Source organism: Asaia bogorensis NBRC 16594 (assembly GCF_001547995.1).
Lineage (GTDB): Bacteria > Pseudomonadota > Alphaproteobacteria > Acetobacterales > Acetobacteraceae > Asaia > Asaia bogorensis.
The window spans coordinates 264,717-280,941 of the sequence record NZ_AP014690.1 but is presented as its reverse complement, the minus strand read 5'-3'; the positions used below and the strand labels follow the sequence as shown (position 1 = coordinate 280,941).

Below are 16,225 nucleotides of genomic sequence, written 5' to 3'. Positions count from 1 at the left end.
GCAATCAGAGATCGTCTCTCGTGGCACAGAGAGTCCCTTGCACAACCCCGCCCCATCGCATCGGGATCGTTCAGCTTGCCGGGCTTGTCAGCGCTTTGGTCAGACGGGTCAGAGCACCCTCATCCGCAGGCAGGCCGAAACGCAGCAAGGTTTCATCCCATGCAAAGCGCCGCACCAGTATTCCAGCCTGCGCCAGCCTTTCCCATATCTCCTGGGCATGGGCCGTTCGCCAGAGGCTGAAAAGCAGCGTTCCTCCCACAAATGACAGGCCAGCATCATGCAAAATATGGCGCAGGATTTGCGTCTGATGCGCGAGACGCAGGCTCATCGAGTCGCGCCAGGCCGTGTCCAGCAGCGCCTCTCGCCCGATCTGGCAACCGGCTGTGTTGACGGCCCAAGGGCCCATGACTTCCCGCATGGCATGAAGCACCGGATGGGTACCCAGCAGAAAGCCAAGACGGACCCCCGCGAGACCATAGGTCTTGCCGAAAGAGCGACAGACGATCAGGGCTCTGTGCGGCAGCAGGGACGCTGCACTGACGGGTTGGAAATCGGCAAAGGCTTCGTCAATGACCAGCACCCCGTCCGCATGGCCGTGACTTTCGGCGAGAGAGGCTATCTCTCCGGCACTCAGAACGTGCCCTGTCGGATTATTGGGCGCACAGATGATTGTAACGATGTTTCGTCCCGGCATCGGCAGGGATGCACCATGCGGAATGAAGGTGATCGGCACCCCCGCTGCTGCCCACGCGGTCTCGTGCCCGCTATAGGTGGGCGTAAGGATACGAACACCCTCTACCCTTTGCTGCCGCGAGAGCAGAATGGGCAACAACCCGATCAGCATCTGCGTGCCCGGACCCGCCAGCACATGGTCTGGCGACACGCCGTAAGCCTGTGATGCGGCAAAGCGCAGCGCCTCTTCCTCCGCCGGATCAGGCAGGCGCGACAGGGCATCCGCCCCGGGCGGGGTGAACGGATAGGCGAACGGATTGATGCCGGTTGAAAGATCGATCAGGGGGGTGGGAGCCTGCGGAAAGTGACGCGCCAACGTGCTCAGCTGGCCCCCATGCGCGGGCCAGGGCGTCATGCTATGATGCCGTTCCTCATGCTTTGCGGTCATCTTGCTCCATGTTCCTTCTCCTGACCCTTTGCGCTCTCGTGACAGAGAGCGTGTTCGGGTATCCGGACGCCCTGTTTCGCCTCATTGGCCACCCGGTAACATGGATTGGCCGGCTGATCACGGCACTGGATAAGGGGCTCAATCCGCCCGTTGTCTCCTCCTGCGCGTCATCCCCCCGAGGGCAACGCTCGATCGTCGATATCCGGGCGCGTGGTTTACTGGCACTTGCCCTCATCATCGCTGTTCCGACGGGGCTTACGATCGGGGCACAGGCTCTTGCCCGTGCCGTCCTGCCCATGCCGGTCACTTTCTGCCTCGAAATCTGCGCGGCCAGTACACTAATTGCCGGGCGATCCCTTCATGATCATGTACGGGCTGTTCTGACCGGGCTGCGCGCAGCTGGCCTTGACGGTGGGCGCAAGGCGGTCGCGATGATTGTCGGACGCGACCCCGAGGCTCTCGATCTCGCCGGCGTGGTTCGCGCTGCCACGGAAAGTCTGGCCGAAAATTTCTCTGACGGTGTTGTGGCCCCTGTTTTCTGGCTGGCCGTTTTCGGTTTGCCCGGCGCAGTGGCCTACAAGGCCATCAATACGGCAGACAGCATGATCGGCCATATGACGCCGCGCCATGAGGCTTTCGGACGCGCAGCAGCGCTCTGCGATGACTGCGTGAATATCCCGGCATCCCGTCTGACCGCGCTCTGGCTCGTTCTAGCGAGTTTCGCGCCGGGCTATTCGACACGGGGTGCCCTGCGCACGGTATGGCGTGATGCCTCCCACCATCGCTCCCCCAATGCGGGATGGCCGGAAGCAGCCATGGCTGGCGCGCTGGCTTTGCGTCTGGCAGGCCCCAGGCAGTATGGTGGCACAGTCATTGCCGATTCCTGGATGGGCGATGGGAAAATGACGGCCGACACCCGCGATCTTGCCCGCGCCCTCACACTCTACCGTCTGGGGTGCCTGATACAGGGCGGCTTCCTGCTCGCCCTGTTTTGTGGAGTATGCTCATGAGCCCCCCCGCCTGTACCAGTGCGCCGGTTTTCGATCAGGATTTTCGCGACAGGCTCGACACGTTGTTTCAGTGGCGCCGCGATGTCCGCCATTTCCGGCGCGACCCTGTCCCTGAAGCGGTGCTCGACCATCTGCTGGCGGTGACCTGTGCTACTCCGTCGGTGGGACTCAGCCAGCCATGGCGTTTCATGCGCATCGACGCGCCCGAGCGCCGCGAGGCCGTGCGTCAGGAGTTCATGCTGCGCAATGCCGAGGCTCTGGCCGCGAGAAGCGCTACAGATAACACGGCCTATGCCCGCCTCAAGCTCGCAGGGCTTGAAGATGCCCCGCATCACATTGCCGTCTTCTGTGACCCCGACCCCGCTCAGGGGCGCGGTCTGGGGCGCATGACCATGCCTGAAACAGTCCAGTGGTCGGCGGTCATGGCCATTCATGGTTTCTGGCTGGCAGCGCAGGCCCATAATGTCGGGCTTGGCTGGGTGTCCATTCTCGACCCGGCGCATATGAACCCGCTTCTGGATGCCGATCCGCACTGGCAGTTCATGGCCTATCTCTGCGTAGGCTATCCCGAGGAGGAGCACAGCACCCCCGAGCTGGAAAGACGCGGCTGGGAGCAGCGCTCAGGCGATCGTCATCGCTGGATCCTGCGCTGAGCCCCGCCCCTCTGGGCGACTGACCGCCCCACGCTGCCCCCCCCCTTCAATCGGGAAAGGGCAGCCCATGGGCGGCGCAGCTCATCCAGTCGATGAACAGACGCACCGCCGCCGAGCGCTGTTTTGTCGGGTAGGCATAAGCCAGGATATCCCCGCTCTGGGCTGACCACTCAGGCAGGATCTTGACCAGCTGAGATGCGACGCTCGGATGATCGTAAAGAAAATCCGGCAGGACCGAATAGCCTTGCCCGGCCATCAGACTCTCGAGAATCAGGTTGATTGGCCCCAGCGACAGGTAAGGGCTCGATCCCAGACCGCGGGGCTCACCCCCGGCAGACAGGCGCCATCCATCCCGCCCGGGATCATCGACATAGCCAATGAACGGCAAAAGGGCGAGCTGATCGAAACTCTCCACCGGGCCGTACTGATCCATAAAGCCACGCCCCGCCACCAGATGCCGCTCATACCCCCCGATCCGTCGCACATGCAGTGAAGGATCGTCGAAGGGCCGGGTGCGTATCGCCACATCGAACCACGTCATCTTGGCCTCGGACACATCATCGCCCAGCGCAAAACTGATCTGACATGACGGATATCGTGCGGCGAAGGCATGAACCACCGGCAGGACGACATATCGCCCATAGGCGGCATTGGCGAGGATATGGAGTTTGCCCTGGGGAATGGAGCCATGATTCTGCGTATCGAGAAAAGCTGTCTCGATAGCCTCTACACCCGAATTGCAGCGCCGGTAGAACACCTCGCCAGCCCGGGTCGGGAGAATCTGTTTTGACGTTCTGATCAGCAGATCGGTCTGCAGAAAGGCCTCAAGTTCGATAATCGCCTTGCTTATAACGCTTTTTGACACGCCAAGCGTCCGGGCCGCACCGGAGATCGACCCCGCCTCAACCACCGATATAAAGTAAACCATGCCATTGAAATTTATCTTTTTTCTCATGGATTCCCTCAGGCATCGTTCTAAAAAACCGCACGATCCGTCGCAAAATTTTTCCTTGTTTTTACACAGCATTTCAGCCGATGCTCAGGATCGTAAAAACACGATGAAACTTCAGATACTCAACAGTCTTATTCGTTACACATCGTTAAATACGCCGAACGAACCAAATAGGTAACACCGCCTTTACGAATGTCTCTCTAGAAAACGCGGCCCACGATAAAAAACAAGACCGGAGATTGAGATGCACAGATTTAACCCACCCTCGACATTGCATAATGAAACTGTGAACAGCTGGAATAATTCCTTGGGGAATGCCGCATTCGTTCGCAATTTTTCTGACTCTCACCACGAGTATTATGAGTCGAAGATGGTATTCGATGGCGCTTCGCACGCGCTTGACGATGACAGCGAAACCCATTGCGCCGTGAATGACGGTCTGGACGACGCCATTTCTTTCCTCGGCACGGACACAGGGCTTCTCGACAACGCGCAGAACGATCCTGTATCGATCCGAGTTGTCTGGAACCTGCTCGAGAATGTCTCGCGGGTTTACCTCCCCAAGGTTTCCGCTGCCAGCGCCGATGAGACGGTTTGCCTCTCGGTCAAGGGCGATCCCTATTCAGTGCGCGAGAACGGCGTCATGCTCGACGCGCTGAACTACGTGCGCATGCTGTTTTCCGAAACGGCACGGGCCGTGCCCGCTTTCTGAATTCCGGTTTTCTGCATCTCATGGCCCGTGCCGGACGGGCCACCGGTAGCGCGTTCCGGCTTCATACCGGCGTGCAACCTGAAAAAGCGCCCCGTAAGCCATCCGTCAGATCGACAAGAGACGATCGATCGCGACATGCTCCTCAAGATGATCCGCTAGTGCATCGAGCACCGTCTCGATACGGGCCCTGTTATCGAACGGGGAGGATCCAGCGCCAAGCCATGACAGGAATGTAGCGCGCGCTGCTGCCTGATCGAACAGGCCATGCAGATAAGTGCCACGAACACGGCCATCCTCAGAACAGGCACCATCCAGCCGCCCATCGGCAAAGCATAATACGGGCCGCGACAGGGCTGGCCCCTGTGTAATCCCGGCATGAATCTCGTAACCTGAAACTGCGGCACCTGACGGCAGAAGATGGCCGCCTGTCTGACGCACGGTCTTGCCTGGCATCAGACTGGTCTCGATATCGAGATATCCAAGCCCCTCGCGGGTTTGAGGTGCGCCCTCCAGACCGTGCGGGTCACTCACGCTGCGCCCAAGCATCTGGTACCCGCCACAGATCCCCAGAATACGACCACCACGCCGATGATGCGCTGCGAGATCGATATCCCAGCCCTGCCCCCGGAAAAAATTCAGATCGGCAATCGTCGCCTTCGATCCCGGCAGAATGACCAGATCGCAGACAGGCAGTGCCTCACCCGGCGGCACGAAGACCAGCGACAGCGCTGGCTCGGCGCGCAGGGCATCCATATCATCGAAATTGGCAATCATAGGCATGAGCGGCACCGCGACACGCCACGTACCTGCCCCCTGCCAGCCGGTGGGCAGATCGCCCGTATCCTCTGGAGGCAATTCGCGCATCGCAGGGAAAAACGGGACCAGACCGCAGGGTGTCCAGCCGGTATGCTCAGCAATGAAACTCATGCCACTAGCAAACAGGCTGGCATCGCCACGCATACGATTGACGATGAACCCCTTGATGCGTGCGGCATCCGAGGGCGGCAGAACCGTGCGCGTTCCAACCAGGCTGGCAATGACGCCTCCACGGTCGATATCGCCTATCAGGATCACGGGGAGATCGGCCGCCTCGGCAAACCCCATATTCGCGATGTCATTGGCGCGCAGATTGACCTCTGAGGCTGATCCCGCCCCTTCGACAAGCACAATATCCGCCTGAGCTTGCAGGTGATGGAAGCTCTCAAGCACGGCAGGCATCAGAAGAGGCTTTACCGCCTGATACTCACGCGCCTTGCGCTGCCCCCATATCTTCCCTTGAAGGATGATCTGCGATCCATGCTCTGATTGCGGCTTGAGCAGGACCGGGTTCATGTGCACGCATGGCGCCACCCCGCAGGCCAACGCCTGAAGCGCCTGGGCACGGCCGATTTCGCCACCATCTGGCGTTACGGCAGCATTGTTGGACATGTTCTGGGGCTTGAAGGGCCGTACACGCAGCCCGCGCCGGGTCAACGCCCGAGCCAGACCAGCCACCAGAACAGATTTACCGACATTGGAGCCCGTTCCCTGAAACATCAGGGCGCGAGGGCTCAAAATTCGAAACCCTGCTGGGCTTTTACACCATCACGGAAATGGTGTTTCACCAGGGTCATCTCAGTGACCAGATCGGCAGCCTCGATCAACCATGCCGGAGCATTGCGCCCGGTAATGACAACATGCTGATGGGCGGGGCGGCTGCCCAGACCTGCCAGCACCGTGGCCTCGTCGAGATAGCCATAGCGCAACGCGATATTCAGCTCATCCAGCACCACCAACGCCACATCCTCGCGTGCCAGCGCCACACAGGCCTGCTCCCAGGCCCGCTGGCAGGCGGCAATGTCCCGCTCACGGTCCTGCGTCTCCCAGGTGAATCCCTCCCCCAGTGCATGGAACTGGGCCAGATCGCCAAAGCGGGCGAGTGCCCGCCTTTCGCCTGTATCCCATGCCCCCTTGATGAACTGCACGACAACCACCTTGCGCTCATAGCCAAGCATACGCAGGGCAAGGCCGAAGGCTGCTGTGGATTTGCCTTTACCGGGGCCGGTATGAACCGCGATCAACCCTTTCTCGATCGTCTTTTCAGCCACCTCACGATCCTGCACCTCCTTGCGGCGCTGCATTTTCGTGCGGTGACGATCGCGTTCGGCCTCCGAAGGATCCCCCTCAGGGGTGGCGGGCATGTCACTCATCGCATTCGTCTCCAGACACATCATCTTCAGGGAGTAGCCGCCGGAAGGAGGCCACATGCATGGTCATTTCATTTCGAGCGCACAGCCTGCCGCGACAAACAGGACGCGCTGCGCCCGCAGGGCCAGTTTCTGGTGCAGCAGCCCTGCCTCATCCCTGAACCGTCGTGCTAGGGCGTTTTCAGGCACGATGCCGAGCCCGACCTCATTGCCGACCAGCACCGTCAGGGCGCTGCGCCTGTCCAGCGCATCAAGCAGGGTTTCGGTCGCCTGTTCAATATCGCGCTCTTCGAGAATTAAATTGGTGAGCCACAAGGTCAGGCAATCCACAAGCGCCGGTTCGGGCCCGTCCAGCGCCGTGGCCAGATCGAGGGGGGCCTCGAACGTTTCCCAACCGGCGCCGCGTTGTGCCTGATGCAGGGCAATGCGGGAGCGCATTTCATCATCCCAGGCACGCCCCGTCGCGATATAGCGCCACGGCCCCGGTTCCGCCGTTACGAGCGCTTCGGCATGGCGGCTCTTGCCGGATCGGGCACCACCCAGAACAAGTATGGTTTTCATGACCGCTCCCCCCTTGCAGAACCGCGCTTATCCCAACACAAAGGCGCCATGTCACCTTTCTGCTCTCTCGAAACCCTCCGGAACGCGTGCGAAACCCTGCCGGAACCCGATGCTGCGGCACAAGACGCCATCAGGGAGCGAGAGGCACGGCTGACAAAACCCGCGGGCAGCCTTGGGCGTCTCGAAACCCTCGTTTCCTGGTTCGGCGCCTGGCGCCCCCTGCAAATCAATCAGGCAGCCATCTGCCTTTTTGCCGGTAATCACGGCGTTCTGGCGCAGGGCGTCTCGGCCTGGCCGGCCAGCGTGACCACTGCCATGATCAGCAATTTCAGACAGGGTGGAGCCGCCATCAACCAATTGGCCCGTCAGGCCGGTGCGTCGCTTCACGTCGTGCCCGTGGGGGACCTCACCCCCAGCGCGGACCTGACATGCGCACCGGCCCTCACGACAGAGGCTTTCCTTAAGGCCGTTTCAACAGGGTATGACGCCGTCCCGGCACAATGCGATCTGCTCGCCCTTGGTGAAATGGGTGTGGGCAATACCACCGCAGCATCGGCGCTGGCCGCTGCCCTGTTTGGCGGCGATGGCGCAACATGGGCAGGTCGCGGCGCAGGGCTGGATGACGACGGTATCGCGCGCAAGGCCAGCGCCATCGATACGGCGCTGGCCCTGCATGGTCGTGAACACCCGCCTCTGGAACTCGCGCGACGCTATGGCGGATGGGAACTGGCCGCCCTGCTGGGGGCCACGCTGGCCGCCCGTCACCGGCGCATACCTGTCGTGCTGGATGGCTTTGTCGTGACGGCTTCGGTCGCGCCTCTGGCGCTGATGCATCCATCAGGCCTGTCTCACACCGTGCTGGGCCATTGCTCGGGCGAGCAGGGCCATAGCCGTCTTTCCGCACATCTCGATCTTGAGCCATTGCTCGATCTGGGGCTGCGCCTTGGAGAGGGGTCCGGGGCCGCTCTGGCCATCCCGCTTGTGCGAGCGGCCCTCGCCTGCCACAATGGCATGGCAAGTTTTGATGATATTGCCGTTCTTGATGAGAATAATCGATCAATAAAGAGCTAGATGCCTATCATTCGCGCAGATTTCGCTGCGGGTCTCAGCCTGCTGACACGCCTGCCAACAGGCTGGCTTCTTGCCCCTGGCAGGAAGATAGACCTGACACGGTCCAGCTGGTGCTGGCCTCTGATCGGGGGTGCCATCGGTGCGCTTACCGGCACGGTGATGGTGCTGTGCATACGCCTTGGCATGCCAGCCATCGTTGCCACGGGCTGGGCCATCGCCTTCCAGCTTTTCCTGACAGGCGCCCTTCATGAGGATGGGTTTGCCGATACAGTGGATGGGTTTTTCGGCGGCCGCACGCCAGAGCGCAGGCTTGAAATCATGCGCGACAGCCGGATCGGCAGTTATGGTGGGCTCGCCCTGAGCCTGCTGATGCTGCTGCGGGCTGGCACCATGACAACCCTTGCCACCCAGCCGATCCATATCATCTCGATTCTGGCGACAGCCGGCGCCTTCTCACGTCTGTCGCTCATGCTGCCCCTGCTCTGGCTGCGTCCTGCCCGAGCCGATGGGCTGGCCCATGAGCTGCGCCATCTGCCAGCGCGTGGCCTGCTGATTGCCATGATCCTGACCGCCCTGATCGCCAGCTCGCTTTCCGTACTTGGCGCGCTATCTCTTTTTCTCGTGGCCTGTCTGGCCACACTTGGCCTGTGCAGCGTCGCCTATCGCCTGATTGGCGGCTACACGGGCGACGTGCTGGGGGCGACAGCCATCATCACCGAGCTTGTGGTTCTGACGGGGGCCAGCCTGCACGGGTTCGACAAGCTGCCCCTGTAGAGGTCAGGGCCTCTCACTCCGCGCAGAGTTAAAAGGCCCGAACGCTGTCAGTCGAGTACGGCGCAGGCGATACGCGCACCGGCGCCACCGATCGGCTGGGTCGTATAATCATCGGGGCTGGTGTGGATGATCAGTGCCGCACCATCAGCATCCTTGAGTGCGGGCCGCTCGCCTGCACCATGCAGCGAAACAAGCGTCGAATACAGCTCGACAGTCGCCGTGCCATCGGGCGCCACATAAAGATTGGGCAGATCACCGGCATCATTCGCGTTTGGCGTAAGCAGACCATGCACGACAGGCGTCACTGCATGAACATGACCACCCGCGCTGGTGAATTTCGGTGGGGTGCAGCTGCCTTTCTCATGGAAATGCATGCCATGCCAGCCAGGCGCCAGACCCTGGGCCGTGATACGCAGCAGAACACCCCGCGGGGCTTCGGTCACGCTGACCGTTCCATGCGCCTTGCCGTCCGTGCCCAGCAATGTGCCCTTGGCACTGTCTGCCGCCTGCGCCCGTGACAGAACGGCAGGGGAGAGAGCGATGACCGCGCCCCCCAGAAGAAAAACAGAAAGCATCTTGTTCATGGCATGACGCATGAGATCTGACCTCGACGTTGAAGAGAACGCTGCTGCTCCGAAACGGATGACAGCCAGGAAAGGTTCTGGGCGGGAAACAGAAAGCTTGCCTGAGTTGAGACCGCTTCGCAACATACCGTCTTGACGCATCGTCCCGGTTATTCCCGGTCCAGAACCGTGCGCCACGCTTGTGCCGCCCGCGTTCCTGCCCGAAACTGGTTTCGCTCACCCCCTGGCACAAAGAGGCAACGCCATGCTCGAACTCAGGCCCAATTGTGAATGCTGCGACGCGGATCTCTCCCCCGCTGCGAACGATGCCATGATCTGCTCTTTCGAGTGCACATTCTGCGTGCGCTGCGCCACCGATCACCTCAAGGGCGTATGTCCCAGTTGCAGCGGTGATCTGGTGCCCCGCCCTGTTCGGCCATCACGCTTTCTGGCCTCCAGCCCCGCCTCGACGCGCCGTGTGTTACGGGAGCAACCCTGCCCCGGCCTTTGAGCCGTTCCTGAAGTCGTTTTTAAACCGGAATTTTCTAACACCCTGCGTGTCGATGCTCTAGCCTCAGGCCATGCGTATGCCGTGAGCCTTGCCAGCATGGTGCTGACAGTTCATGGCGCACCCGAAGGCACACGAGGCTGATTGGTCATGGCAGACAAGGCTTCCAGCCCCTCCTCCGGTGCGTGGCGCTGGCTTGGTGTGGTGTCTCTTCCCTGCCTTCTGGCCCTCGGCTTCGCTGTCGCTGGCGGGTGGTTGAGCCCCCACAGGGTCACACAGAACACACTGCTCGGCGCCTTGCAGAGTGTGGCCGGCCATCATCCGGGCTTTCGGCGCAACCATGCCAAGGGTGTCTGTGTCACCGGGTGGTTCGAGGGCAATGGTGCCGCCGCCACCTATTCCACAGCCCCCTTCTTCGAGGCAGGTCGCGTGCCGGTCATCGGGCGCTTCGCTCTTGCCGGTGGCATGCCCTATCAGGGTGACGCACCGGGCAAGGTGCGCTCGCTGGCGCTGAGTCTGGAAGCACCGAACGGGCAGGAATGGCGCATGGGCGTCAATGACATCCCTGTCTTTCCGGTTCGCACACCGGCGGAGTTCCAGTCACTCCAGATCGCTGTTCGCCCCGACCCGGCCACGGGCAAGCCGGACCCAGCGCGCGTGCAGGCTTTCAAAGCGTCCCATCCGTGGCTCGCTGAAGCCGGCGCGGCGCTGGCCAAAAGGCCGATTACCCCCGGATTTGAAAATGATCGCTATAACAGCCTCGATTCCTTTCTGCTGCACGATGCCAAGGGGGGCACGACCCCTATGCGCTTCGCCCTGCGCCCCACGGAAAATGTCGTAACCATCCCCCTGACAGGCGATGACGCCCTATTCGAGCAGCTTGCCGCGGCCATGAGTGCCCACCCCCTGCGCTGGACACTGGTGCTTACCCTTGCCGGTCAGGGCGATGCCATCAATGACCCGAGCAGGGCCTGGTCTGCGCAGGACAGGCAGATCGAGGCTGGCACCCTGACGCTTGACAGGATCGAGAGCGAGGAGACCGGCCCCTGCACCGGCATCACCTATGACCCGTTGATCCTGCCGCAGGGGATAAGCGCCTCGGACGATCCGGTTCTTCAGGCCCGTTCAGCGGCCTATATGCGCTCTTTTGCCGAACGGTCACGCGAGCCCGTGCCTCAGCCTGCCGTCACACCCACGACGCTTGAGCAGAAGATGCCGGAGAAAGCATCATGAGCCCTCACCCTGTTTTCAGCCTGACATCGCGCCTGCTGCACTGGCTGATGGCTGTACTGATTCTGATCATGATCTTTGCCGGTCTGTTCATGGCCTCCGGTGTAGGGCCGCACTACCACAGCCTTGTGTCGTTTCACCGCCCGCTGGGCATGGCCATTCTGCTTCTGGCTGTCCTGAGGTTGCTCAACCGCTGGCTGAACCCGCCTCCTGCCCTGCCCGCCGATCTGCCGAATCTCATGGCACTCATGGCCCAAGCGTCGCACTGGGCGCTTTACACCCTCATGATCGGGTTACCTCTGGTCGGCTGGGCCATGCTCTCGGCGGGCGGTTACCCAATCCCGCTTTTGGGCCACAGCTTTCTTCTGCCCCCGATCCTGCCGCATGATGCAGCGCTCTGGGGCTGGCTACGCCTTGCCCATACCATACTGGCCTTCTGTCTTTTCGGGCTCATCCTGGCTCATAGCGGGGCGGCGCTTTTTCATTTCCTGATCAGGCGCGACAGGGTGTTCCAGAGCATGACGGGGCAGGATCACGAGATCTGACATCGGCGCCTTCCCGTGCCCTCTTGCAAAGCCGCGGGGCAATGGTTCATGGGAGGCAAAACATCTCCGGATCCTCCTGCCATGCCGCGTGTCCCTTCCCCCGCCTATGGTCTCGCCCTTGCCCTGCTGGCGTGGCAGCCCCGCCCTGCTCTGGCCAGTGAGACAACCGACAGGGCTCTTAGTGTCAGCCGGGTCGATACACTCTGTGCGGCCGTGCAGCAGAGTGCGCCCCCTGCGAGCGACCGGCCGGATCCGGCGCAACGCGAGGCGTTGAGGGGATGTGACAGCGAGGCCCTGTATTTTGGTATCGGCATGAAGGCCGATCCCGTCAGGGCGCGACTCTGTGCCTTTACCGAACAGTCCCGGGAATCATCCCGGGTCGTGTGGGGTTATACAGGCAGCCATCTGCTGATGATGATCTATGCCAATGGCGAGGGGACCGCCCGCAACATTGCCTATGCGCAGAATCTGGCCTGTTCCACCTCTTTTGCCCCGGCGGAGCGCGACCTGCGAGTGTTGCATCTGCAGGCCATATCCGAAGGCACGGACAAGGCCCCTTTCGATTACTGCCATGACGCCACGGCGGGCGTTACGGGCGGCTATTGCGCAGCCCATCAGGCAAGGATCGCGAGCGAAGCCGAGGACCGAAAAATCCGGGATTTTGCGTCCAGCCTCCCTCACTCTGCCCACCCGGCATTTTCCGCGCTCGTGGCGCAACAGAAACTCTGGGGAGACGCCCGCGCCGCCAACGAGACAGATCTCTCAGGCACGCTGCGCGCGGCTTTCGTGATACAGGAGCGCATGCTGCAACTGCGCGACTTCACCCAGATGCTGGCGCGCCTCGGGCATAGGCCCCTGCCGCCTCTCGGCAGCGCCCAACTCAATACCGCCAATACGCGCATGCAAGCGGCCTTGAAACGCCTCGCTGGCCATCAGAACATTGGCGGCACAACCATCAACTCAAGCGACATCGAAAAGGCCCAGAGCGCTTTTCTGACCTATCGGCAGGCATGGGGCAGTTTCGCCGCCGTAGCTTATCCTCACTGGGGGCGTGACGCCGCCGAAGCCTGGGTCACGATGAAACGGGCCGACATGCTGGAGCATCTTGCCGCCTTGCTGGATTGAAGAGCGCAGGCAGCGGAAGAACTGGTGCCAACTCAGCAACAGGCTCCCGGATATGAAAAAAGCGGCCGGGTGGCCGCTTTCTCCCATTTCAGTCCGGCTGAAACGCTTAGTCAACCAGCTGGAAAGACAGACCCTGACCGCCAGCGGCGAGATGCGCCCCGCGTGTTGCGGTCGTGATCTTGATCTTCACGCCATTGCTGTTGCTCAGAATAGCGCCACCGATCCCACGATCCAGCGTCGCGTCGCCGTTCAGAGCGCCGTAACCACCATCGAAATCGTGCAGGTTCTTCAGGTTATAGACGACACCCGTTGCCTCGATTTTCGAGAAACCGACAGCAGCAATATTGCCACCCGAAATCTTGAAGCGATAGGTCTTGTGACCATAGGTCAGCGTGCCCTGGCCCCAGGTATAGCCAATGCCCACATCGGCGGATTTCGCCATCAGGGTGATGTGGCCAACGGGGGTGCCCAGTGCATCAGGTGCCTTGGGATCTGCATGCGCTACCGGCATGACGGCCAGAGCCGCAGCGGCAAAGGTCGAAGCAGCAAGGGCACGGCGGGTAAATGAGCGCATTGTTATTGTTCCTCTCAGAAAGGGAATGCGTTGCGGTTCGTTAACTCCCTGCATCGCTTTTCGTTCCCGCCCCGCCTGCATGATCGCGAGGCGTTGACCTCAAGGCGGGCCAACCCGGCACAAAGGGCGCGCGGGGGATGGTTCAGTCGCGCTGCGGCGGGGCCATGAAATCCGGCTCGATGGCATTAGGCACATTGTCACGCAGGATGGTCTCGATCTTGGCCTTGTCCTGATCGCTCAGTGACCAGCCATAGGCCTCGGCCACACCATCAATCTGCTCGGGCTTGCGTGCGCCCCAAAGCGCCACAGTCGGTCCCTGATCGAGCACCCAGCGGATGGCCAGCGCCAGCATGGATTTGTCGTGACGCGCGGCAATGGCCTTCAGCGCCTCGACAGCAGCGAGGTAACACCCGAATACCGGCTGCTGGAATTTCGGATCGCTGCTGCGCAAGTCATCCTTGGGGAAATGCGTTTCAGACGTCATCTTGCCCGCCAGGAGGCCGCGACAAAGCGGACCATAAGCCATCACGATTGCGTCATGAGCCTTTGCGTAAGGCAGGATGTCGCGCTCGGTGGTGACGCGCTCGAACAGGTTGTAGGGCGGCTGGATGGTGCTGATCGGGGTGATGGCCCCGAACCGGTCCATATCATCAACCGAAAAATTACTGACCCCGATGGCACGGATCTTGCCTTCGCGGCGAAGCTTTTCCAGCTCATGGGCTGTTTCCTCAACCGGGGTCTTGCCGTCGGGCCAGTGCACCTGCTCCAGATCGATCACATCGGTCCCAAGGCGTCGCAGGGAGTCTTCCACCTCCTTGCGGATGCGCTCGGGACGGCTGTCACGATAGACTTTCTGATCATCTGTCCAGGCCAGACCAAGCTTTGTGGCCAGCACGACCTTGTCGCGTCGACCGCCCTCCAGCGCCCGACCGATTACCTCCTCGCTGTGGCCAAAACCGTAAACCGGCGCTGTATCGATGAAGTTGATGCCGTTATCGATCGCCTTGTGAATGGTGCGTATGGCGTTGTCGTCATCGGGGCCACCCCACATCCAGCCGCCAATCGCCCATGTTCCCAGGGCAATGCGGGTTACAGGCTTGTCGATATTCCTGATGCTGATCGTGTCGGCTGTCATGAGGGGTTTCTCCATTCGTGTGAGGTCACATGCTGTTTCATACGGTGGAGAACCGTGTTCGTTGCCTCACTTGCGCCTGATGCGCCGAGCGGGCATCACCGCAGATCATGACACGCCGCGCCCGCCTTACTTCCGTGCTTGATCGCCTTGGTTTCGGGGCGACGCTGCTTCTGCCTGTCTTTCTGACTCATGGCAGGCTGTTTTCAGAGATCATGATGGACCTGCTGGCCGTCGGCCTGCTGGCGCGATCGGCGCTGGGGCTTGGCTGGGGCTGGGGTCGGCAGTTCTGGGTCCGTGTGGCCCTGCTGTGGTGGGGTTGGCAGATTGTTTGCTCCCTGCCCCATATCGGCATTGGCTCGTCGCAGGCGCTCACGCAATCCATTCTCGCCATACGGTTTCCCCTCATGGCGGCAGCCCTTCAGGTCTGGACGCTGCGCGATGAGCCATCACGGACGACAATGCGCTGGGTTCTGGTCACCTGTTGCGGATATTTCGTGCTGCAATTTCTGGTGCAGGCCATCTTCGGGCATAATCTCTTCGGCTACCCGCGTTATATCGACGGGACGCTGACCGGACCCTATGCCCATCCCAGAGCGGCAGCGCCTTTCTCCCGTCTGGTACTGCCGGTCATGATGCTGGGCTGCGCCTGGCTGATGGCCCGTCCCGGAAAGGCACCTGCCACAGGCACCCCGGCAATGCGCGATGGCAATCTGCACAGGACATCCCTCCCCGTCTTCATGGCCATGAGTGGGCTCGCTGTTGTTGTGCTGGGGATTATGGTCCTGGCCGGGCAGCGTATTCCCATGGCGCTTACCGCGCTCGGGATCGGCATTTGTGCCCTGTTCTATCGCCCTTTGCGCCCTGCTGCCCTGGTCGGAGCCCTCAGCCTGCCCGTTCTGGTCTTGCTGGTGCGCGTCCTCGCGCCTCAGGCCTTTCAACATCTCATCGTTCTGGCCGCTCATCAGCTCTCGCATTTCTGGGAGTCGCATTACGGTCTGGTCTTTACCCGTGCGATTGTCATTGCGCAGGCCCATCCCGTCACCGGGCTCGGTTACGACGCCTTCCGTCATGCCTGCGCCAATCCGGCCTATTTGCATGGTCTGCCCTGGCTCAGCACAGCCAGCGATGGCGGCGGCACGAGCATCTGCGTCCAGCATGCGCATAATCACTATCTGCAGGCGCTGACCAATGCCGGACTACCGGGGCTCTTCCTGTTCGGTGGGCTGGTTTTTGCATGCCTGCGCGCACTCTGGCCTGTGCAAGGGGCTCATCATGCCTGGCGCATCGGCCTGTTCGCGGCCTTCTTCGTTCAGGAATGGCCCTTTGCCTCAGCCAGCGACTTCCTCAACCTGCCTCTTGGCGGATGGGCCTTCATGCTGCTTGGCGTCGGACTGGCCGAGGCCGCGGCCCTGGGGGCCCCGACCTTGGGGGCCGCCTCTGTTCCTCGCGACAAGGCAACCCTATATGCTGTGCCGAACGTAACCTCTCGCTAAGACCCGGAGTGCC

18 protein-coding genes are annotated in these 16,225 nt (G+C 61.5%); 10 read left to right on the top strand and 8 right to left on the bottom strand.

Features of this window, described 5'->3' with window-relative positions:
* Positions 1-70: 70 nt before the first annotated feature.
* On the bottom strand, positions 71-1,087 hold the full coding sequence (gene cobD / locus Asbog_RS01290) for a threonine-phosphate decarboxylase CobD (RefSeq protein WP_062165627.1): 1,017 nt from the start codon (positions 1,085-1,087) through the stop codon (positions 71-73).
* Positions 1,088-1,128: 41 nt separating this feature from the next.
* On the opposite strand from cobD, the gene cbiB reads away from it, so the two are divergent.
* Entirely contained in the window at positions 1,129-2,130 is a 1,002-nt protein-coding gene (gene cbiB / locus Asbog_RS01285) for an adenosylcobinamide-phosphate synthase CbiB (protein ID WP_062163800.1), read from the top strand.
* On the top strand, positions 2,127-2,783 hold the full coding sequence (gene bluB / locus Asbog_RS01280; protein ID WP_062165626.1) for a 5,6-dimethylbenzimidazole synthase: 657 nt from the start codon (positions 2,127-2,129) through the stop codon (positions 2,781-2,783). The genes cbiB and bluB overlap by 4 nt, the downstream gene beginning before the upstream one ends.
* A 46-nt stretch (positions 2,784-2,829) precedes the next feature.
* On the opposite strand, the gene Asbog_RS01275 is transcribed toward bluB, so the two are convergent.
* Positions 2,830-3,738 (bottom strand): LysR family transcriptional regulator, encoded by a 909-nt coding sequence (locus Asbog_RS01275; protein WP_062163799.1) that lies wholly within the window; start codon positions 3,736-3,738, stop codon positions 2,830-2,832.
* A gap of 367 nt (positions 3,739-4,105) precedes the next feature.
* Between Asbog_RS01275 and Asbog_RS01270 the strand changes: the two genes are divergently transcribed.
* Positions 4,106-4,447 carry a hypothetical protein gene (locus tag Asbog_RS01270; RefSeq protein ID WP_062163798.1) on the top strand — a complete coding sequence of 114 codons (342 nt, stop codon included), beginning with the start codon at positions 4,106-4,108 and terminating at the stop codon, positions 4,445-4,447.
* 105 nt (positions 4,448-4,552) lie between these two features.
* Here the strand turns inward: Asbog_RS01270 and Asbog_RS01265 are convergent, their stop codons facing one another.
* The 3 genes from Asbog_RS01265 to cobU form a co-directional block, all read right to left on the bottom strand.
* Positions 4,553-5,983 carry a cobyric acid synthase gene (locus tag Asbog_RS01265; RefSeq protein WP_062163797.1) on the bottom strand — a complete coding sequence of 477 codons (1,431 nt, stop codon included), beginning with the start codon at positions 5,981-5,983 and terminating at the stop codon, positions 4,553-4,555.
* 14 nt (positions 5,984-5,997) lie between these two features.
* Positions 5,998-6,636, bottom strand: a complete 639-nt coding sequence (gene cobO, locus Asbog_RS01260) for a cob(I)yrinic acid a,c-diamide adenosyltransferase (protein ID WP_062165625.1) — start codon at positions 6,634-6,636, stop codon at positions 5,998-6,000.
* 63 nt (positions 6,637-6,699) lie between these two features.
* The gene (cobU, locus tag Asbog_RS01255; RefSeq protein ID WP_062163796.1) at positions 6,700-7,194 is read right to left on the bottom strand and encodes a bifunctional adenosylcobinamide kinase/adenosylcobinamide-phosphate guanylyltransferase; all 495 of its coding nucleotides are present in this window, start codon (positions 7,192-7,194) and stop codon (positions 6,700-6,702) included.
* 48 nt (positions 7,195-7,242) lie between these two features.
* Here cobU and cobT point away from each other — a divergent pair, with 48 nt between their 5' ends.
* Complete coding sequence (gene cobT, locus Asbog_RS01250; RefSeq protein WP_062163795.1) at positions 7,243-8,265, top strand: nicotinate-nucleotide--dimethylbenzimidazole phosphoribosyltransferase; 1,023 nt, start codon at positions 7,243-7,245, stop codon at positions 8,263-8,265.
* Positions 8,266-9,039, top strand: coding sequence for an adenosylcobinamide-GDP ribazoletransferase (locus tag Asbog_RS01245; protein WP_062163794.1), 774 nt, complete (start codon positions 8,266-8,268; stop codon positions 9,037-9,039). It abuts the gene before it with no gap.
* Between the two features lie 47 nt (positions 9,040-9,086).
* Here the strand turns inward: Asbog_RS01245 and sodC are convergent, their stop codons facing one another.
* A complete protein-coding gene (gene sodC, locus Asbog_RS01240; RefSeq protein ID WP_371861657.1) occupies positions 9,087-9,614 on the bottom strand; it encodes a superoxide dismutase[Cu-Zn] in 528 nt (175 codons plus the stop codon).
* A gap of 253 nt (positions 9,615-9,867) precedes the next feature.
* Here sodC and Asbog_RS14130 point away from each other — a divergent pair, with 253 nt between their 5' ends.
* The 4 genes from Asbog_RS14130 (at position 9,868) to Asbog_RS01225 (ending at position 13,010) form a co-directional block, all read left to right on the top strand.
* Positions 9,868-10,113 (top strand): DUF1272 domain-containing protein, encoded by a 246-nt coding sequence (locus Asbog_RS14130; protein WP_083510643.1) that lies wholly within the window; start codon positions 9,868-9,870, stop codon positions 10,111-10,113.
* A 147-nt stretch (positions 10,114-10,260) separates the two neighbouring features.
* Positions 10,261-11,343, top strand: coding sequence for a catalase family peroxidase (locus Asbog_RS01235; RefSeq protein ID WP_062163793.1), 1,083 nt, complete (start codon positions 10,261-10,263; stop codon positions 11,341-11,343).
* Positions 11,340-11,885 carry a cytochrome b gene (locus Asbog_RS01230; protein WP_062163792.1) on the top strand — a complete coding sequence of 182 codons (546 nt, stop codon included), beginning with the start codon at positions 11,340-11,342 and terminating at the stop codon, positions 11,883-11,885. Before Asbog_RS01235 ends, Asbog_RS01230 begins: the two co-directional genes overlap by 4 nt.
* An 81-nt stretch (positions 11,886-11,966) precedes the next feature.
* The gene (locus Asbog_RS01225; protein WP_062163791.1) at positions 11,967-13,010 is read left to right on the top strand and encodes a hypothetical protein; all 1,044 of its coding nucleotides are present in this window, start codon (positions 11,967-11,969) and stop codon (positions 13,008-13,010) included.
* A 106-nt stretch (positions 13,011-13,116) separates the two neighbouring features.
* Here Asbog_RS01225 and Asbog_RS01220 read toward each other — a convergent pair whose 3' ends face one another.
* Positions 13,117-13,584: a hypothetical protein gene (locus Asbog_RS01220; protein ID WP_062163790.1), complete on the bottom strand. Its 468-nt coding sequence runs from the start codon at positions 13,582-13,584 to the stop codon at positions 13,117-13,119.
* Between the two features lie 142 nt (positions 13,585-13,726).
* Complete coding sequence (locus Asbog_RS01215; protein ID WP_231944619.1) at positions 13,727-14,719, bottom strand: aldo/keto reductase; 993 nt, start codon at positions 14,717-14,719, stop codon at positions 13,727-13,729.
* Positions 14,720-14,826: 107 nt separating this feature from the next.
* Here Asbog_RS01215 and Asbog_RS01210 point away from each other — a divergent pair, with 107 nt between their 5' ends.
* The gene (locus Asbog_RS01210) at positions 14,827-16,212 is read left to right on the top strand and encodes an O-antigen ligase family protein (protein WP_083510642.1); all 1,386 of its coding nucleotides are present in this window, start codon (positions 14,827-14,829) and stop codon (positions 16,210-16,212) included.
* The last annotated feature ends 13 nt before the right edge of the window (positions 16,213-16,225 follow it).